13 protein-coding genes are annotated in these 21383 nt (G+C 42.5%); 5 read left to right on the top strand and 8 right to left on the bottom strand.

The window, feature by feature from the left end:
* Positions 1 to 12 precede the first annotated feature (12 nt).
* From AXF23_RS04355 to AXF23_RS04335, 5 genes are all read right to left on the bottom strand, one after another.
* Complete coding sequence (locus tag AXF23_RS04355; protein WP_107625793.1) at positions 13 to 2577, bottom strand: DUF5686 family protein; 2565 nt, start codon at positions 2575 to 2577, stop codon at positions 13 to 15.
* Between the two features lie 350 nt (positions 2578 to 2927).
* A complete protein-coding gene (locus AXF23_RS04350; protein ID WP_009010550.1) occupies positions 2928 to 4235 on the bottom strand; it encodes an inositol-3-phosphate synthase in 1308 nt (435 codons plus the stop codon).
* A gap of 29 nt (positions 4236 to 4264) precedes the next feature.
* A complete protein-coding gene (locus AXF23_RS04345; RefSeq protein WP_107624431.1) occupies positions 4265 to 5059 on the bottom strand; it encodes an HAD family hydrolase in 795 nt (264 codons plus the stop codon).
* A gap of 122 nt (positions 5060 to 5181) precedes the next feature.
* Positions 5182 to 6225, bottom strand: a complete 1044-nt coding sequence (locus AXF23_RS04340) for a CDP-alcohol phosphatidyltransferase family protein (RefSeq protein ID WP_199222162.1) — start codon at positions 6223 to 6225, stop codon at positions 5182 to 5184.
* A 52-nt stretch (positions 6226 to 6277) separates the two neighbouring features.
* Entirely contained in the window at positions 6278 to 7906 is a 1629-nt protein-coding gene (locus AXF23_RS04335) for a nucleotidyltransferase family protein (RefSeq protein WP_233251237.1), read from the bottom strand.
* Positions 7907 to 9238: 1332 nt separating this feature from the next.
* Here AXF23_RS04335 and AXF23_RS04330 point away from each other — a divergent pair.
* The 4 genes from AXF23_RS04330 (at position 9239) to AXF23_RS04315 (ending at position 14201) form a co-directional block, all read left to right on the top strand.
* Positions 9239 to 9742: a hypothetical protein gene (locus AXF23_RS04330; protein WP_107624430.1), complete on the top strand. Its 504-nt coding sequence runs from the start codon at positions 9239 to 9241 to the stop codon at positions 9740 to 9742.
* A 32-nt stretch (positions 9743 to 9774) separates the two neighbouring features.
* The gene (locus AXF23_RS04325) at positions 9775 to 12288 is read left to right on the top strand and encodes a DUF3160 domain-containing protein (RefSeq protein ID WP_107624429.1); all 2514 of its coding nucleotides are present in this window, start codon (positions 9775 to 9777) and stop codon (positions 12286 to 12288) included.
* Complete coding sequence (locus tag AXF23_RS04320) at positions 12257 to 13234, top strand: CapA family protein (RefSeq protein ID WP_107624428.1); 978 nt, start codon at positions 12257 to 12259, stop codon at positions 13232 to 13234. The genes AXF23_RS04325 and AXF23_RS04320 overlap by 32 nt, the downstream gene beginning before the upstream one ends.
* 154 nt (positions 13235 to 13388) lie before the next feature.
* Positions 13389 to 14201: a hypothetical protein gene (locus AXF23_RS04315; RefSeq protein WP_089366870.1), complete on the top strand. Its 813-nt coding sequence runs from the start codon at positions 13389 to 13391 to the stop codon at positions 14199 to 14201.
* 1016 nt (positions 14202 to 15217) lie between these two features.
* Here the strand turns inward: AXF23_RS04315 and AXF23_RS04305 are convergent.
* From AXF23_RS04305 to AXF23_RS04295, 3 genes are all read right to left on the bottom strand, one after another.
* A complete protein-coding gene (locus tag AXF23_RS04305; RefSeq protein WP_107624427.1) occupies positions 15218 to 15832 on the bottom strand; it encodes a DNA alkylation repair protein in 615 nt (204 codons plus the stop codon).
* Between the two features lie 79 nt (positions 15833 to 15911).
* Positions 15912 to 18086 carry a tetratricopeptide repeat protein gene (locus AXF23_RS04300; RefSeq protein ID WP_199222160.1) on the bottom strand — a complete coding sequence of 725 codons (2175 nt, stop codon included), beginning with the start codon at positions 18084 to 18086 and terminating at the stop codon, positions 15912 to 15914.
* Positions 18087 to 18113: 27 nt separating this feature from the next.
* Entirely contained in the window at positions 18114 to 19040 is a 927-nt protein-coding gene (locus tag AXF23_RS04295; RefSeq protein WP_107624425.1) for an ABC transporter substrate-binding protein, read from the bottom strand.
* A gap of 63 nt (positions 19041 to 19103) precedes the next feature.
* On the opposite strand from AXF23_RS04295, the gene radA reads away from it, so the two are divergent.
* On the top strand, positions 19104 to 20504 hold the full coding sequence (gene radA / locus AXF23_RS04290) for a DNA repair protein RadA (protein ID WP_009010538.1): 1401 nt from the start codon (positions 19104 to 19106) through the stop codon (positions 20502 to 20504).
* Positions 20505 to 21383: the final 879 nt, after the last annotated feature.

Below are 21383 nucleotides of genomic sequence, written 5' to 3'. Positions count from 1 at the left end.
TATCGGTGATAATTAGAAGACTATATTGAAACCAAACCTAATACCATTCTTTGAAATGCCTGGAACGTTCGTATAAGTCAGTCGACGGACATAATCAACCTCCAAACATTTAAGGATATTATGTATTCCGAATACAAATTCCATGTATGGATCGCGTGTCATAACACGTGTTTCAGCAGGGAACTTGTATAAGTCTTGATCGTTAGCATTCTGTGGTAAATAAGGGTTGTTCTTATCTGTTAGATGTCCCCACATACCTTTGAAAGCTATATATTCACGCCATTTTAACTTCTTGATAAGCGGCAGACGATTGAATATCTTACCTTCTAAGTCCCATGCAAGATTAAATTGTGCATAGCGATCGTTAAGGAACTCGAGTCCTTTCATGAGGTTGAAAGTTCCTTGATGTTCGAAGTATGACGTGTTTACAGGAGGAGTGATAAGGAATTGGAAAGGTATTTTGTTCCATTGCGCACCACCTTGTACACGTGTATCAATGTGCCCCCAGCTTCCTAACCAGAATCTTTTGTATATCGAAACTTCTGTTAGATTACTGTCAAAGTTGCCTCCCAAGAAATGCTTAATACCCATTGTATGAGTGAGATTAAACTCGGGTGCATCAAGGTTAACAGCCATACGCTGTTGCTTCGAGTTGACGTATGATTGCCCCGGGCGGTAGGTAAGACTCAGTGTGACCTCACTCATGCGTACTTTATCAACCAGCGAACCATCCATCTTCTCGTAAACAAGCTTTCCTGTAGGTCTGTTACTCTCTGTACGAAGTTCTAAACTTGTTGCCAAACCATAATCAGTCTCCCACGTAAAGGTGAGCTTCTGACGATTAAAGAAATACATTTGTTCCACCTCAACAGGACGGAAAGTCATGAAGATATTATCCTTATTGTGCTTAAGATACTTGTCAGAAGGAGACTCAACATCCTTATTTGACTCAAAGGAAATAGTCCGTATAGGGAATTCTATCGGTTGGTACTCTGGTTTATTGAATGAGTATGTAACCTTGGCATCGTAGTATTGCTCATGAGACTTTGTCCCATAAGCATAATAACCCTCAAAGAACCAATGCGGATTGAACTTAGCTGTAGTACGAGCGGAGGCTCTCAGACGTATACCATCCACAAAGTTCTTTGATAGAAAGGTGTTTACAGGACCGATGTCCACCTTACTTGGCTTTGTTTCCGAGCCTGTTTCAATGAAGTTCTCAATTAAGGCTTTCGACGCAAACATAATCCACTTGAAGTGTTTAGTGCTTGCCATGCGTTTGACAAAGGCATCCATACCAGCCTCACTCTTTGTCAGTTGTGTTGTTCGATGTGCTGCCCAGAAGTCATTATCACGCAATTTAGCGTTCGCATCATACGTTACCTTTGCCTTTCCCTTAAATAGTTTATCATCAATAGGAGTAAAGGCATAGTTTGTCAGACCCGTTGTTCGGATAACAATAGCATGTTGTAAGAAGTCAGTAATCTTAAGTTCAGCGACCATATTATCCGTTGTTAAGGCCCATTCCCCATTGCTTAACTTAGTGTACTCCTGCTCAAATTTCATCGCATCAACGAAGTTCACGCCCGTATTAGCAGGTAGTTGCATATCGCATCTCTTAACATGAAGGGAGCTGTCATTTAAGACGTAGAGTTCACCTCGGAACCCGAAATCTTGTTGATTGGCTGGCATAAACTGCAAACGGATACACTTGTCTTGATTAACATAGACCGTATCATCTATATAGAAATGGTAGAATGAGATGGCAGTAGAGCCTATTGGCGATGGAAAACGCTTCTGAAGGAGATCAATCTGGTCGTCATAAAGGTTGATATCTTTAAAGAGATCCTTCACAATCGTGTTCATTGCCTCACCAGTCTGTATCAGTTTTGATATTCCCTTAGTAGACTGTCCTAACACAATGTCCTTCATGTCCCTTGGATCCTTGCGATAGATATGCTGCGTAAGGGTCTCATCAACAGAGATAGGAAGAATTAGCTTCTTATTATAAGGGCATGTTTCCACCTGGCTCAGGAGCCAAGGGGCCTTCTTGAAAAAAGAACTTTCAAGGTCATCAGGAGTAAGGTTATTTAGCGCCATTGTCACCTTCTGGTATTTATCATACTGATAGAAGTCATGGTTCTCCAAGTCGCTTTGCTTCTTGGCAGCGATGACCCGTTTCATTAACTCTACTGCAGGATTATCCTTACGAGAATACTTATGGCGCCGTTTAGCCTTCACCACGATTCCTTGTAACTGCTTTGAATCTGCGATAAGCGTCACATGTAAGACCTTGGAGGTATTTGCCGTAATCTTAATATTACGTGGTTTATAACCGACAGCAGTTACAGTTAGTTGCTCACCAACCTTTCGCTCAATCGAGAAATGACCATCAGCATCACTTGATGCACCAATCTTTAGACTACGATAGATAGCATTCGCATACGGAATACTATCCCCTGTCTGCCAGTCAACAACGTAACATTGCAGTAAGGTGCTATCCACCACAGCTGGTTTAGTAGCCTCTTTTGCCAGTGAATCCATCATTTGAAACAAAGAGTCAGTGGCTATCACCATCGAATCCGATGCCGTCAATAAAGAATCCTTACCTAATATCAAAGAATCAATAGGTACATTATTAAACCGTGAAGTATAAGACCAAGACCTAAACACACTTGCTTGTGCAGAGAATGACACGCACAAGAGGAGAAGAACGAGTATCACACTCTTCTTCACCACATGACTATCAACCTTTGACACACGCATACCAATAGGGCTATGTTTATCCTTATTAAGTTTCAAATAACTATTCATTTCTTCTTTAGTTTTAGGACTATACGGGAACAGCTAAGTGTAGCCTTCCAGCAAGCATAACGTCCATTCCATCAAAGGGATGGGTAGAACATACGACAAATAGGGGTGTACTATTAATCAATCTCCTCATCAGCTTCATATCCACCCATCTCACGAATGGCATTCTTAAGCATTGTGTACTGTTCAAAGAGGTTATTAACAGCCTCTTCTCCACGTGTATAATCGTGCATAGGACTCTTGAGGAAGAAGCTCAAAAAGCGCTGAATACCATACCTACCAGCACGTGCTGCAAGGTCAGAGAGCAAGGTCAAGTCGAGAAGCAACGGTGCTGCAAGGATGGAATCACGGCAGAGAAAGTTTATCTTAATCTGCATTGGATAGCCCATCCAGCCAAAGATGTCTATATTATCCCATCCTTCCTTATCGTCATTACGAGGTGGATAGTAGTTGATGCGCACCTTATGATAGATATTACCATAAAGGTCAGGCTGCTCATCAGCCTTACAGATGGTCTCAAGTGTCGACAACTTACTTACTTCCTTGGTATGGAAGTTAGCTGGTTCATCAAGTACTAAGCCGTCACGATTGCCCAAGATATTCGTAGAGAACCAACCTGCAAGACCGAGGTTACGTGTCTTGATGATAGGTGCGAAGCCCGACTTTACCAAAGTCTGACCTGTCTTGAAGTCCTTACCAGCTATAGGCATGTGCGTCTTCTCGGCTAACTCCCACATAGCAGGTATGTCAACCGTCGTATTAGGAGCACCCATGATAAACGGACAGCCCTCTGTCAAGGCGGCATAGGCATAACACATAGAAGGAGCTACATGCTCTCTATCATTTGACTTCATAGCCGACTCCAATTGCGCAAGCGTCTTGTGATAGGCTTCGTCGTATGGAACATATATCTCTGTTGAGGCAGCCCAGATAACAACAACACGCTCACAGCCATGCTGACGCTTAAAGTCTTGGATGTCTTTCTGCAACTCCACCACCATTTCCCAGCGTGTCTTGCAGTCTTTCACATTGTCGCCATCTAATCGTTTAGCGTAGTTTCGGTCGAACGCTGCCTTCAAAGGCTTGATAGCCATCAGTTCTTCACGCACAGGTTCAATATCCTTTGCTTTCAACACCTCGGCATATACCGCAGCCTGATAGGCATTTTGTGGATAGACATCCCATGTTCCAAAGACGATGTCATCTAACTTTGCCAATGGAACGATGTCTTTGTAATGAAGATACTTCTTATCGTCTCCACGTCCAACACGTATTTTGTCGTATTGAGTCATGGAACCAATAGGCTTCGTAAGTCCCTTACGCGCCATCAAGACTCCTGTCATAAACGTTGTAGCAACAGCTCCACAACCAACGACCATTATACCTAATTTGCCTTCTGCAGGCCTAACTATATTCTGTTCCATTATTCTTCTTTCAATTTTATTATAACGTTTCAAAGTAGCATATATTGTTTTAATATAGGCTCTACTTCGTATAAATCCTTTATAATATAATCTGCGACACACATTGTTAGCTCTTCAGACAACCATCCTTCACCCTTTAGCCATACCGTGTGGCAGCCTATCTCGTGCGCTGGTAGGATGTCTTTGGAATAACTATCACCAATAACAACGACATTCTCGGCTTTTACGTTTAATGCCTTTACAGCTAATCTAAATATCTGTGGGTCAGGTTTTCTAACTCCTACAATGGCACTCTCTGTCACTGTATCAAATAAAGAGGCTAACCCAAATTCATCGAGTACAACCGACATATTGCCATAGAAGTTTGTTACCAAACCTATTCTGTATTTCTTCCTTAGCTCAGTCAGCACACTCCTACTTACTGACAAGTTAGCTTTCACCCTTTCGTAGACATCCTTCACAAGGCTTCTTTGCATCCTGTCGGCCTCTTCCTTGTCCACTGCTATCCATCCACTACGAACTAAGTAATCAAATTCTATGCGTATCTTTGTCGTCAACATGGAAAAAAAAGTATCAGTCGACTGTATGATAGCTTGCTTTCCTAAGGTCCGCTCTGCATGTACATAAGCCTTACGAAACTGTACCTCCGACACAGGGATTGCGTTTCTTTCGTAGGCATGCCACAGGAACTTACCCCAGTGACAACCTACAGTATCGAGCGTCCCTCCAAAGTCGAAGAGTAGTGTTAATGGTTCTCTCGCACCACTCTGAGGTGAGATGAACTTCTTTGTTTTCGATGATATCGTATTTAACACTTTGTTCATTCTAAATCATTTAAGTAATATTAGATGATAACATATTGATTATCAATTATCAAGCTAATCTGCTCCAAGTATTCCTCCAACGTCTTCTAATATTCTAATTCATAGATGAGGACCATGATTGACTATAGCTCTGTCATGAGATGTCTACACAGGTCTTCATGCCGTTTGTGCATATAGATATATAACAAACTGTACAGGCTTACCTCAATCAACAGGTAGACCCATGGACAATTCAACAGACAAGTGATATAGATAAGGATAGCCCGACTGTTAAAACTCATGATGTTCGTGAAAGGCATTAGCGGTCTACTACCTGCTAAGAAACGGTCTTTTAGGTCTTGCGGCACCTTATCTATACTTCCATACTTCTCTTTCAAGGCTTTATGAAACTGCTGAAAAGCAGGCGTTCTACGCTCCTGACTCCTACAATAACGCTGATAGTTACTATGGAAAGCACGGTCCCAAAAGACTCCCTTCTTGCCTTTCAGACGCTCAACAGTGGCATGTTCATTCTCGTAGGAGTCGAGCTCTGAGCCTTCTCTCCCCTTCAAGAAATAAAGGTGAATCTGCCGATAGTAGTCGCTCAACGAACTTTGTGGCGAATGACATAACAATCCTGCCAGGGCTGCTAAGCCTAATCCCCAAAGTCCCCACACCATTGATGTGCCTGGAACAAACTGATGCCAGAGTCGGAGGACAATAGCGAAATAAATGGAGAAGAACCACACATCACCTGCAAAACCGTCTAAACACCGTCCTTGCATAGACTGTTGTCGAGTGAGCCGAGCCAACTGTCCGTCTGTTGAATCGCAAAAGTTAGCTAACATAAGGAGTATGATTCCCAACACATTATGTAAGGTGTCTGTGAAGAAAAACATCACTCCAGCACCTATACCAAGGAAGATTGATAGAATGGTAATACTATTAGGACTCACACCCAAGCGATGCCAGAATAAGGCAAAGGCTAAACCTATAGGACGAGTAAAGTAGATGTCAAGCCATTCTTCCGTATCCATAGACTTAAAGGAGGCTCGGAGAAGACTCATAAAATTTGTCTTATTGACCTTTCCCTCAAGTAGATAAGGACTACTGACACGCTCGGCTGCATGAGCGTCTGCCTCCTTTTGCTGAACAGAGGGTCTGTTATTATGTTGTTCTTTTGTCATTGTTTCATACTATTTTATAGGTGAATTTAGATGGAGAACTATTGTCGTTCAACTAAATATCACCATTCGCTTCATCCTCACTCTTGCCATTGTCGGCTGACGTTTGAGGATGCCTTGCTGTCATTCTTATAAGTTCAACGATTGCTTCTGCCGCTTCGTCTCTGCATCTTGAGAAACTTGGAAAGTCGTTAAAGTCGATGATAACATAACTACCGTCCTCTCTCACAACCGCATCTCCTCCATAGATAGGTGTCTGTAAGAGACGAGATAAATGCTCGGCATCGGTTTGTAAGTTTACTGAAGAAAATGGGTAATACTGCGGTTTACCGTTTTTTGCTTCATAACCAAACTTTGTCTCTGCATCAGCACCAGAATAATAATAACGGAAGAAACCGACTCCTTCCACTCCATAGAACTTCACTATATCACCTTGTACATGGGTTTCTATCACCACATCAGTGATACCACGGAGGGCAAACTCGGCCTTCTTTCTTTCCAATTCGGCTTTGTCTCGACAGAAACAAACATCGTCTTTATGCTGAGCAGCCTCATCGGCTCGTTTTATCCAGTATCCTTCGCTCCCTTCATCAGGTGGGTAAGGCAGATTGTTTGCCTTCATCACCTTGACAACATGGCTCCGCCTACAAGCCCGAACAGCGGCTGAAGGATTGAGAACACACACTCCTCTCGCTTCCATCTGCTCAATCCAATCCAACACACGTGGACTACGTGCCATAGAGACAACTTGGCTATAAGCATTCGACAGGACTAACGATGCTGCCCGTGCTGACTGCTTTGACGTGTCAAGACCTTCGATTATTGCTTCCTCACTCATCATCTCTGCGTCTCTACAAAAGTCTCCTACCGCTTTCAGAACAGCTAAGTCTTTCTCCTCGGAATTAGGCGAATAGCAGGCTGCCCGTTGTATCAGTAAGGTTTTCTCCCTACTGTGAGAGGACGAAATCTCTACTTCTTCATTGGCCTTTCGGACGTCTTCTGCATGGTCGATGTCAAACACCTTGCTTAGTGGATAGGCTTCCATCCGTAGGCCAGAAGCAACTAAAGCACGCTGAAAATTGCGCATTCTGCTCTCACCTCTCTTTATACAGGCTTCGAGAATGGCAAGGGCTGCAGGCATCAACCCATAGATACCTGCTGAAATATAGCGAGAATCCGTCTGCCAGGTGTCGTAATAACCAGTAATACGCATGGTATTGTCAACACCGACATAAAGTGGTTTTTCATCGTCTATATAATCGGTAACACCCATCAAAGCGTCTGTGCCATGTGCTATCTTATCTTGAAAGGACAAGACATAATCATGGAACTCTCGCTCGTCAAAGATAGTGTCGACTGTTGTTAGTATAAATGGCTCATCATAAAGGAGATGGCGTAACTCATAAAAGCTATGCATCGAACTGGCAGTAGACATTACAACGAACTGCAGTGGAACATACTTACCATTCAATCCTTTGTCTTGGATTGTCTTCAAATGGCTTTTCACACCATCCATCTGCTCATTACAAATGACACTAATCTCCGTGGCGTTGTTCTCCATGAAAATCCTTATCAGTCTGTCTATGAGCTGTTCTCCCCTCACCCTCACCAACGGTTTGGGTTCGGTGACACCTTCTTGAGCCAGCCTTGAACCGTCGCCAGCTGCAATAATCGCGAATTTCATCTCTGCAAAGATACATAATTTTAAGGAGATAAGCCACTTTCCATGTAACGTTTTTCTATCTGAACGGCACGCTATCAAGGCTTTTAAGCGTATTTGATTACTAACTTTAATGAAATGAAACGACAATCTACCAAACTTAGATAACAATCACCCCTTTGTCGTCGGTCCTATTAACTCGCAATATGCTAAGCGGCGGAAAGTAGAGAGAAGATTAGAAGGAAAGAAGGATTAATGTTAGTGTTATAAACAACAACATGACTTTGATGTAAATCTTTTTCGTACGTCTCGAAAACAGTACATGCCCTTCTCGCTTCAAGAAGACGCCTTTCTTGCCTCAAGAACATGCCCTTCTTGGGGGTTGAAGAGGCCTTTCATGGCCCAAGAAGGGCGTCTTCTTCAACACAGTTCATAACCATCTGGCACCATGAGGGTTACAAACTCGATTACGCTAACATGTTATCTCATGATAAAAAGACCGTTACACACTCTTTTTGTAATACTTTTTCATAATGCTTCATCAGCGATTTCAGCCCAGCAGTAAAACCTTAGATTGACCCCTTTCAAACACTTATTCCTTTCTCAAAAACAAACAGGAAATAGCATTTAGCCCTCATCCTAACATCTAAAAAATTAAGTTTTGGAAATTATTGAAACTCAAAGGGAAAACATAAAAAGCAGCGTAAAACAAAGATAACACGGCAAAATAAAAATAGATGAAATGTCGTTTTAGGTACAAACAATCATTAAAATGGTAGAAAACTAAGCCCCAAAAGGGGATTTATGGGCCTCTTCTGTTAATTTTATGTTAAAGAGCAAGGAATATGTACAGAATATTTGCTTGTTTAGATATTACTTTCTATCTTTGCGTAGAGGTAATTAGAGGATGATAACAACAACATAACACAACTTGTGCTAACTTAAAGATATAAATCCTCTACACATGTTTACCAGTCTGATTCGGCATAGAATAGACTCATAAAGAACGAGAGAGGTTATAAAGAACTATTTCACTAAGGACATTAACAGATATACATAGCTACTTAGTTGCGTTACCACGTAAGGATAATTCATGCAAGTAAGAGTACGAAATACATAGGTTAGTTTTTTAAGGTGAAGGATAACAAAATTGTCACAAGTCCCAGTTTATATGTTAGTAGGGACTTCGAAGACACTCAGTAAGTCTTGATTTCACATCGGTGGGGTCAGGACTTTTTTATTTAAAAGATTTTGTTTTATCCGTGAAAGTGCCTATATTTGTATCCATATATGTTTAAGAATAGATACAAGCGGCTTGGCTGTCTGATATTATTCGGCTTCTTCGTGGGGAGAACAATGGCACAACAGCAACTGACCTTTAGGTTGGAACGTGTCAACGACTCGCTTTCATGGCTTTGCTTATATCCTAAGACGGAAAATGAAAAAGCACTGAAAAAACAGGAGAAGAATAAAAGTAACAGGACAGCCGTTGCTAAATGGCGGCTTCCCTACCCTGTTTATCAACTATCAACAGGCGACGTAAATGGGGACGGAACAGACGAAGCAATGGTAGGAGTTACCAAACCGACACGCTTCTATCCACAGGCTGCACGCCGACTCTTTATCTTCAAGCAGGTAAATGGGAAGATACGCCCTATGTGGATGGGCTCTCGACTGGGCGGCATACTATGCGATTTTCGTTTTGTCAAACCATACGTCCGTACGTTACAAGCAACAGCTGATGGCAAGTATGTTGTCGCTGACTATGTCTGGGACGACTTCGGCCTTTCTTTCGTACGCTTTTTAACCAGCGCCACCAGCCACGAAGAAGCCATTAAACGATTTACTTCGGATGAATAAAGATAAAATATAACTATCATAAACAAAGCAAGATGAAACACAATTCCTATCACACTCTTTTGCGAAATGACGCATTTAAGACTGTAGCCATTGTATTGCTACTCTTGTTATTATCGCCTACTACATGGGCACAAAACGGCAAAACAGAGGCCTACACAGGGGACGCTTATATCGAGCGTACCCAAGAGAAGAAGACTCCGCTTATCCTTCATGGTGCTGGAAAAGTCAATGTTGAGAAGCTGAAAGGTAAGATTGACACACAGATGGATATCTCTAAGCTCAATCTTGTAGAGCTGCGTGCCATCCGGAACGCCTTTGCTGCAAGACAGGGATACGCTTTCAAGGATGCAACCTTACGTGCATTATACAATACAACAACATGGTATAACGATGTACTTTGGAACACTTCTGAAAAAGAAGAGACCACTGGTAAGAAGTTCTCACCACGCTATACGAAAGAACAACTTGCCTTTACAGAGCGTATCCGAGCACGTGAAGCAGAATTACGAAAGCTGAACTTCAAACCTGCGAACAGCAAGGACGTGGTGAATATGGATAATCTTATCAACCCATTCCAGCTGAAAGAGTTTGATTCTAAGCTTTATAATATGTTGGGAAAGAATGGTTTTGCTATCGTTCCTGCCGAGCACAATCAGCTATTCCACGTATATGAGAAGAACGACTATGCTGATTTCCCAAGCTTCGTAACCACCGACCTCTATCTACAACTTTTCCATCTCTATTTTGATTGTGTGTTGCGTGATGTGGAGGAGAAGCACTTAGACTCCCTAATGATTGTTTTCTCTTCTCAAATGGAGGCAGAGATGAAAACACTTACAAGTAGTCAGGACGCTGAAGTTAAGGCGGCTGCGGAATTTGGTCAAGCATGGTTTGCTGTGGCTTCATGGCTCTTTAGTCATGACAAAGCACCTGCTTCAGCAGCTACACTGAATGTTCCTGAGGCTTATAAGAAGATGGTCATGGAGGAAATCACAAAGGCTATCGACGCTGAAAATGGGTATTCTGATATGTTAGAGTACTTTCCTCCTGAAGAAATGTTTGGTTATTCGCTCTTTCGCCCACGTGGTCATTACACCCGTTCGAAGGTTTGTAGCCGTTACTTCCGTGGTATGATGTGGTTGCAGACAGCCCACTTCGGTACGAACAAACCCTCAAAGATGAAGCAGATAGCACTCATTGCTAATGTCATCAACCAACAGCCAAAACTGAGCGCTATATATAATAAGGTGAGTGAACCTATCACTTACCTCATGGGAACACCTGATAACGTTACGATCCTACAGGTTGCTAATCGAATTAAAGAGATGGGACTACCGATAGAGAAACTGCTATCTTCAAGAAAGGAGATGGCCAACCTGACGAAAGACATCGAAGAAATAGCGAAGAGACAAATGCGGATTGAACTGAAGAAAACACGTGGTAGCAAATATGTTGTGGACATTATGCCACAACGTTACCAGCCTGATGCAGAGGCACTGATAACTACTACAGACCAGGATAGCCCTGTCTCGCTCCGTCCATGCCCTAAGGGCCTCGACTGGATGGCTGTGATGGGATTGCCAGGTGCCGAGCGTATCCTTATAGACGAGCTGAAGGAAACGCAGAGATGGGCAGGTTTTCCAAAAGCATTGACCACAGCTCGTAAGAAAGCTGCTACTACTCAGTGGGAGGCTTGTGTAGCTAATCAATGGATGTACACGCTTCAGTCATTGGGTGACACCGCTCAGTCGCTTCCTTATTTCATGCAGTCTCCACAGTGGCAGAAGAAGAACTTGGACACAGCACTTGCCTCTTGGGCTGAATTAAAGCATGATGCTATCCTCTATGCAAAGCAGCCTATGTTAGCAGAGTGTGGTGATGGAGGACCAGAACCACCTGTCGTGAAGGGGTATGTAGAGCCTAACGTGAAGTTCTGGGAGAAAGCTATTGCACTCGTAACAAGAATGGATAAAGTCCTCACCACCTACGGATTACAGACAGAAAAGGCAAAGGCTGTATATGAACGAATAAAGGAAATGGCTGAATTCTGCCGTGATATCAGTAAGAAAGAACTGAATGGTGGAAAGATAACTGACGAGGAATACAACCAGATTGAGATTATCGGTTCGACGGTGGAGAACATCTCTTTGGAGCTTGTCAGTGAGGATAACGAGATGTTGCAAGGCTGGTCGGATGTGGTGAGCACTGACAAGAAGGTCGCTGTTGTTGCTGATGTCTTCACCGCTTCAGGCGAGAATGTTGCCATAGACAACAAGTGTGTACTTTACGAGGGTGTTGGTCCGGCTTACGAAATATACGTAGTAGTTGAGATAGACGGCTCGCTCTATCTTACACGTGGCGCTGTACTCTCTTATCGTGAGTTCACTCGTTTGTTGTCAGACCCACGCATGACGGACGAAGAATGGCAAGAAGAACTAAAGAAATCACCAACAGGTGGAACGCCATCATGGATGAAAGAGATCATAGCTCCAGTCAAAGGAATGAGTGCAGACGATGAAGAGACCTTCTATAGTTCGGGTTGTTAAAGCTTTCGCATGCCTTTTAGTTCCTATCCTACTATCTTTCAGTGGGATAGGAGTGGGTATGTCTACGCAAAAAAAACTTGTTTCGAAAGGTGCAGAAGATAGTCTACGCATTGTCATTACAGGTGACCTTCTATTGGATAGAGGGGTAAGACAGAAGATTGACATGGTGGGTGTTGATGCTCTCTTCTCCCCTTCTATCGACTCGTTGTTCCATACTTCAGACTATGTCATTGCCAATTTAGAATGTCCAGTGACCAAGATTAGGGAACGGGTGTTCAAGCGCTTCATCTTTAGAGGTGAACCTGAATGGTTGCCAACACTACGGCGTCATGGGATAACTCACCTCAACTTAGCCAATAACCATAGTATTGACCAAGGAAGAAATGGACTTTTAGACACACAAGAGCAGATAAGAAAGGTTGGTATGATACCTATTGGTGCGGGTAGAAATATGGCTGAAGCATCCGAGCCTGTACTCATCTCTACAAAGCCACGCCATGTTTGGGTGGTTTCTTCATTACGTCTACCATTAGAGAACTTTCCCTATCTACCTCAGAAACCATGTGTTAGTCAGGAGAGTATGGATAGTCTTACTATGCGTGTTGAACGCTTACGAGCAGCTGACAAAGGTTGTTATATCCTCCTTATACTACATTGGGGATGGGAACATCACTTTAATGCCACACCACAACAGCGTGAGAACGCACGCAGACTGATAGAGGCTGGAGCCGACGCCATCGTTGGCCATCATAGTCACACGCTTCAAACAATAGAGAACTATCGTGGGAAACCAATTTATTATGGTATTGGTAACTTCATCTTTGACCAACGAAAACCAATGAATTCACGGGCTTGTATTGTGGAGCTAACTATCACTGTAAATAAGAGTAAAGCAAAGGCTTTACCCATAGAAATAAAGAATTGTGTACCATACCTTAGTAAATAGCTCTTTCAAAATGGCCCTTATTTCTCACTTTTGACTAACTTTTCAGCGAAAAAGTTTGGAAGTTTACGTTTTAGTATATACTTTTGCAGCAGGTCTGAAGGTATGACCTTGCACAAAGTTATACCTCAAAGCAAAATGAAAAAGTAAACACAATATGAAGCGACAAGGACAAGCACAGTCATTAAAGAATCTTACAAAGAGCAATGTGTGGGACATTCAGGAAAACGATGTCTTCCGCCTTTGGGCACAGGCAGAGCGCGACTCTGATCTAAGAGACAATGAGCGACACTACATTGACGTTATCAAGAGTGCCTTTACCATTGAAGAAGTGAAAGTAGACAAGCCCGAGGTCATCAAGAAATATGAGGAGCGTGGATGCCAAGTAGGCCAAGTCAGACTTGATGAAGGTACTACTGTGAAATGGGCTTTGAGGAAGAAACCAATCCAGAGGATTACTGACTTAACTTGGGAAAATATCCATCATATATCAGCTCAGAAGCTTATAGAGGTGCTTGAGCGTAATTTCGGTGGTGGCTGGGAAAGCCTTCCACAGAGTGTACAGGACATTATCTTAAGTGGATTCGACATAAGTACAACAACCCTTCCTACAGCTCGTTTGAAGAAACCAGGTGGCCTTTATGAGAAGAAGGTAGCTGATGGCTTTGAAGTACTTGAGATTTCTAAAGGTTCATGGACAGAGGCTATATTTGCTAAAGAAAAGCCTGTCACCATGGTTAAACCTGCAAGACTCTCATCATTAGAAGACTCGGATGATGACAACCTCTTAAAGGACTTGGACGAAGAAGACGACGAACTACCAGAAGAGGACAAGCGTCAAGATGACGACGATGACGAGGACTTCGATGATGACAAGCTCACCGAAGAGAGTTATCGTACTACCTTTGACACCAACCCAGAGGAGCTTGAGATGCAAGCTGACGAGGTTGGCGAGGATGCAGACTACTAAACAAGCATTATAAAGATATAAGGTGATTAAGCATATCACCATAAGAAAAGACCCAATCATCTGAGGTGATTGGGTCTTTTCTTACTTTCTAACTTTCTCCTTGTTCTCGTTCTTTTTCTTAATTCGCTTTTTTGTCGCTTATTAAAAGCCACGAAAGCGAATCAAATCATTTAGTGCTTCTTAGCTTTCTGAGCCAAAGCTTGACGACGAGCGTTCTGAATCTCGAGGAAACGAGCGTCCATACTGCTGTCAAACTCTTGGTTCTTAATAATTAGCCTGTCCATAATGTATCGTTATCTTAAATACTTAATTGGATGCAAAGATACGTTTTCTAAGCTATCATAACAAATTTATACGCTTTTTTTTGAGCATGTTTTAGTTACTTTTTGACTATTGTCAATACTGTTGATTTATGTCAAATATACATCGAAATTATGTCTAACACTATGAAAAAGAACCGTTATGTCAAATAAGTTTCGTACCTTTGTATCGAATTATCAAAGTGAATTAAGTATTAACAGCAGGGCCAAAGGGGTCCCGCACAACGAAGAAAGGAAAGCATTATGTTAACATTTGGTATTGTTACTATCATTGCTGCCGTTATTGCAGAAGCACTGATTGTTTCAAAGAAAATCAATCTTGATTAGTAAAAATCAAGTAAACAAAAGACCAGAAAATCAATCGTTACACTGTTGATAACAGTCAATGGTAGACAAATAAGAAAGAGAAGCCGATACACCTCATGCTGTATCGGCTTTTTCTTTGCCTTTTATAATTCGTCTTCTAATTGTTAGTTTTCTTCGATAAAACAGTGTATTGCATAATGATGAACCATTGGCTGTATTAGTACGAGACATCATCACAAATCGAGTTAAATACCTATAAGACACGTGCTAAGCCTCAACGAAATATATGCAAACCCTTGGTACCATCTGCGTTGGACGCTAACACGGAATGTGATAACGATCAACACACACCTTATTACGAAGAGATAAGACCTTTACAAACGCTCTATACTAAAGGATATTAAGGTCGGCAAGTGCCTTCTGAGCAATAACATCGAACTCATCCCCTAACTCACAAAAGCTTAAAACACAGTTATAAGCAGCATGTTTCAGCGGTAGATTATTCCCTTCCAACGTCGTATGAGCCTGATCAAGAAACTCATTAATACCACGCTCGTTAGGTTCCATGCCACGAGCAAACAATCGAGCAAGTAACTGATAACCACAAAGTTGATACATATCACGGTCTGAAGCTATCCATTTGTAGGCTAAGGCAGGAGCAAAGTCAAGGTGTTGTAGCAGATTAAAAGCCAACATCTCAGCCATCTCCTGCGTACGAAGGCGCTCCATCCAGACCTCAACAAGGTCTTCATCCATCCTCTCTGCAGGCATGATAAGCGTTGCAAGCACCTGACACTCACGTATCTCTTCTTTCCAAAGTTCAATGGCAAGTTCATAATCCTTGCCATACTCCGCTGCCATCTTTTGTAAGTCAGGGATTGGCACACCCCAATTTATCTTGTAGGCGACCCCCTTCTCACGCATAGAGTGCGACGCCACACCATTCATCATGAGCCGAAACGACTGCTTAATCTCTTTTAGTTTCTCGTGTATTTGTTCGTTCATTATGACTTAATCTTTAGTTTTTAATCTTACTGATGTAGCCTTCTTTATTACAAGAAGTCAAGGCAGTAAGGCATACCGCTTACCCCACTAAGCTCAACATCAAGTAACAGTCGGTCTCAGAAATACCATATTTCTTCAATGTTTCCGTATCATTACGAAACTCATCCAGTAACTGCTCCGTATCATTCCCACTCTTTCTCATCCATTCACGGAACAGTTCAACAGCACGTTTCACATCTCCTTTGGCCCATTGACAATAACCCGCATTTAAGTAATCCTCATTGGCTGGCGTTGTTGAGAGCAATGACTCATATAATTGGGCAGCCTTATCAAGACTCTTATCCGACAACATAGCCCACGCAAGAATGCGTTTCACATTCAAATCATTAGGGTATTGATAATCCAATCGGAATAACTCTTCGCGCACTTCACTTGTCCGTCCTAACTTCAGTAAAGCTACACATCTATTCATTGTATAGTTTTTATTATTAGGTTCTAAGGCCAATAACAGTGCATAGACCTCCTCTGCTGTATGATAATCTTCACTTTCAAGGGCCGCTCTTGCCTTCCCTTTCAATGCCCATTGATTATCAGCTTCTATCTTTAATGCCTTATCAAAGAACGGATAAGCATACTCGGCCTTACCCAGACTAATATTGGTATAACCCATCAAGATGGCATATCGCAGGTCATCACTTTGGAACGTAGTAAGGAGATCAGCAAGTTCTGTCATCTGCTGATGCTTGTATAAGTGCATAGCCAACCGCAGCTTAACCTCGTCAAGACCAGTCCCTATAAACGACTTATACGTAAAGAAGAATGTATCTCCTACGAAATCGCCCTTCCCACTGTCCTCAAATGGATTAATAAAGTTATTCGCTGTAGGATAAAGACGGAAGAAACGATACAAGTCTTGAAGGTAAGTACGACGAATACTAATGGCATCCTCCGTATCATCACTCTCAGCCAACGGACCCAACATAGCGTCAGAACCTATCGCTTCCTTTATATTAGAAGGTAGCTGATTGATGATTTGTTCTAAGGCAAAAGCAAGTGAATATCGGTCTGACTCACAGAAGTTACTCCTGTTCATAAGTGTCTCCAAGAACTTCGTATCGCCTAATTTCTGTATAACAGGGCGCAAAGCAGGATGGTCAAGATAGAAAGGAGTAAACCAGTTCACCATATCATAAAAGAAAGGGAACTGCTTCATCTGTCTGAACCCACCGAAATAGATATCAGAACCCTGCTTCTGCATATCCATCATCTTACGTACCTTCTCCTCCAACTGTTCCATCCTCTTCTCGTCAGCATCTTGATGAAGAATACTCTCCAAGGCGTCTTCTTCCTTCTCCATAATGCCGAGTCGACCTATAGTCAGGTTAGAATTGCGCATGATATCAGGCATGATATCACGTTGAATCTTGTCATTATCCTTCTCAGCATCGCTACTATAGAAGAATTGTATCTGTAAGGTCAATAACTCTTTGGCAACGGCTTGACTTGAGCAAAGCTCATGTATGATTGCATCCTGCTCAGGGAAGATATCCATACCCTCAAAGATAGAGAGCACCCAACCTACCAATGCACGCTGTTTCACGTGCTGGTCGGAAGCAGCTTGGTACACCTTAACGAGCGTTTTGAACTTATTAATATCAAACTGGTTCATGGCACTAAGACTGATAGCACTAACGATAACCTGCTGATCTGCCGATACTACGGTTGGAGAAAGCAGTAAATCAGTATAGAAAGAACTATCGTTGTCCGTCCATTGACAGGATGTCCATAGAGCATTAAAAAGTCTATTGATAAACGAATGATGGCGCTCATAGAGTTCTTTACTCTTCTCCTCTCTCGTTTCTTCTGGCTGAAGTGAAAGCAAGGCAACATCCGAGACAAATGACTCTAACACTGTTCGCACGAAGTCATGACTCGTATTAAGATGGTCGGCTACCCTAAACGAGTTAGCATAAGCACTGACATTCTTACATCGCCAACTAATTTCAAGGTCGGCGGTGACTCTATACAATCGTTGCAGTAATGTCTTGTAAAGTGACTCTCGATGGCTATCAGGGAATCCTTTTCCCATATAGTCCACCATTAACTGATAATCAGACTTAATGGAGTCGAACTCACCATGCCCTATTAGCGATGGTCGTTGGCTGTATAGCTGTTCCAATACATCAATGGCATTACTCAACCTCTTGTCCATTAAACAGCCTATCGCCTTACTAAGAATCTCCTCTACATTCACTGCCTTGTCTCCTTATTTGATTACGTTTCAGTTCTTATTAATAATCTTACCGCCATTCAGATAGTTGCGTGCCATGAGTAAATCGACTTTACGTGGTGGTCCTATCTTCGTATATTTAATATCAGGTAGTGAGCGCACAACAGCCTCATCCACCTTCATATACTTCTGTATCAAGGCAGAATAATACTTCACACCATTCTTATTAATCAGCTCAACCGCTTTATCATAAGCCGAGGCGAAAGCAGCTTCCTCCTCTTGTCGACGCACCTTATCCATCACTACCACAACACCAAGGTGTACTCCTGCATCTTGCGAATTAAAGAGTGCATTATTATCGCCCGCTAAAGCCTTCGTTATTTGTGGTTCAGCAAACCAATAAGCATCAATCTCATGATTCTGCAACATAGCCAGTCTGACCAAAACATCATTTACCTGCACACGGAATACTTGGTATTTTGGTTTAGCTTTCTTTACCACCATATCCGTTAAAAGGTCTGTTCCTGAGTAGCGAGTCATAGCGACAATCTTATCACTAAGGTCGGATAGCTTCTTCAGCTTTGACTCTTTATCAGCAATGAGTTGCCAATTAAGATTCGTATCCGTCAGATAGTGCATCAGCACCTTACTCCTATGCTTCAACCGCTCAGCACGAACAAGGTCGGTGAAAGCCGCCTGCACGAATCCTCCTATCATTGCTGTATCACAATCCATCTGCGCATTAAACCGGCAAAGTCTAATGTCTACCTTAGCTGTATCGTATAACAAGCTATCTTTCAAAAGGTAAGCTGGAAGACAATCCATCGTTGGCATCACAGCTATCTTATAAGCTTTTTGATAAGCTTCACGCTCTGCTTGCATCTTAGCCTGACGCTCTGCCTGCAGTTCCTTATCACTCTTACCACAACTGACAACCATAAGAGCGACTAATAGGAGAAGATAATTAATACATTTCATATAGCTGCAAAAGTAAGAATAAATTTTGTAACTAAGAAAAAACTTATTACTTTTGTCTTACTTATGGGAAAGGATAAGATAGCTTATGTCTGCAGTTCTTGTGGACAGGAAAGTGCAAAATGGATTGGTAAGTGTCCTAACTGCGGGCAGTGGAACACTTTCAAAGAGATTCGTATCGCTGCTGATACGGGGTCACAAGCTGCTCGTAACGCAGCGACAACACTCCGAAAAGCTGCCTCTGGTGGCGCTACTTCGGCATTAACCAACAAGCCACAACGGCTACGTGACGTCTCATCTCACGACGATCCACGCATTGACATGCACGATAACGAGCTAAATCGTGTGTTAGGAGGTGGTTTGGTGCCTGGGAGTATAGTTCTATTAGGTGGAGAACCGGGTATTGGTAAGAGTACCCTGACCCTACAGACAATCCTTCATCTGACGCAACGTGTACTCTATGTCAGTGGTGAGGAGAGTCCTCATCAGATAAAGATGCGTGCCGAAAGAATATCCAAAGACATTGCAGAGAATATCATCATCTTGTCTGAAACATCCTTAGAACACATCTTCGAACATATACGTGACGTCCAACCAGAGCTTGTCGTCGTGGATTCCATACAAACGATATCGACAGAGGATGTCGACAGTAGTCCTGGTAGTGTCACCCAAGTGCGTGAGTGTGCATCTGCCCTTTTGCGCTTCGCAAAGACAAGTGGGGTTCCAGTCATCCTCATTGGGCATATCAATAAGGAAGGTAGTATTGCCGGACCAAAGATTTTAGAGCATATTGTTGACACCGTTATCCAGTTTGAAGGAGACCAACATTACATGTACCGTATCCTTCGCAGTATCAAGAACCGCTTTGGTTCGACTTCTGAACTTGGTATTTATGAGATGGAACAGCAAGGGTTACGTGAGGTTAGTAATCCTTCCGAGCTATTACTCACCGAAGATCATGAAGGCTTATCGGGTGTGGCTATCTCAAGCACGATTGAAGGAGCGCGTCCTTTCCTTGTCGAAACGCAAGCGCTTGTGTCGTCGGCTGCTTACGGAACGCCGCAACGTTCGGCCACAGGCTTCGACCAACGTCGACTAAACATGCTTCTTGCTGTATTAGAGAAACGTGTCGGCTTTAAGCTTATGCAGAAGGATGTGTTCCTGAATATAGCTGGTGGACTGCGTGTGACAGACATGGCCATGGACCTAAGTGTTATTGCTGCTGTCCTCTCTTCAAATGTTGACACACCTATAGAGCAGGGCTGGTGTATGTGTGGTGAAGTAGGATTGAGTGGTGAGGTGCGCCCTATCAGTCGTATTGAACAGCGTATCGCTGAAGCTGAAAAGTTAGGTTTTAGTCATATCATCATCCCTAAGTATAACCTTTCAGGGCTTACAGGCAAGTATAAAATACAACTTCATCCTGTAAGAAAGGTTGAAGAAGCACTACGAGCATTGTTTGGGTAAAGCGATAAGAATGTCCATTGACAGTTCTCTGTGGAAGGAATAACACGCCCAACGAGTATGGACTCGGAAAGAACAGATAATTGTCTGCCGACGAAGGAAGCACTGGTTTCATGGAAGAATAGGAGCTAACATGATAATGAAGGATTGCTATATCATGCGCAACATTGCTGGATTAGCTATAACAACATGATGTTCTAAATATATTTCTGAACGCAAAGAGGAATCTACTGAGCCTCAACTATTTGGGTATTCACCAACGATACAACTCAAGCGGGGCATCAACACATGATGTGATAAGCACCTGTACAGCAGGAGAAGGTTTGTAAGAAAGAGAGTCAATAGCACTGTAATAAGAGAAGGGAACACTCCTATTGTAAACCTTTTTCCTACCTCTTAGAACCAATACATGCCCATCAAGGTTTAAGAAGACGCCCTTCTCCCTTCAAGAACATGCCCTTCTTGGAGCTTGATAACGCCCTTCTTGGAGCTTATTAGGCATCTTCTTCATCGCTGGTTATAACCCGCTGATTTCTTGTAGGTTATAGACTCCGTTTTCATACATGCTTTCCTGTTTCATTCATAACCTTACAGATGAATTTTGTCATAGTTTTTCAAGATCACTGATAACACTCGAATAAAGGCAGAATGACCTAATAACAGAATAGACAATGACATAATGATTTCATAGAGAACGTGCCGTAAGAAAGCAAGAATAGGCTAATACACAAACGATGAAAGGTATAAAAAGACGAATGAAACGGACTGTCTACATTGAAAGCACACACTGACGTACCATCAAACAAGTGGTGGATCGCTTAAGAGAAAGAAGATTAATAGGTCCCAAAGCAACCTCGACTAATACAATAAAGCGTAATTACA

The sequence above is a fragment of the Prevotella sp. oral taxon 313 genome, from assembly GCF_003043935.1.
GTDB classification, from domain to species: Bacteria; Bacteroidota; Bacteroidia; order Bacteroidales; family Bacteroidaceae; genus Prevotella; species Prevotella jejuni.
The sequence above is the reverse complement of the archived record's forward strand: the minus strand, read 5'-3'. Positions and strand labels throughout refer to the sequence as shown.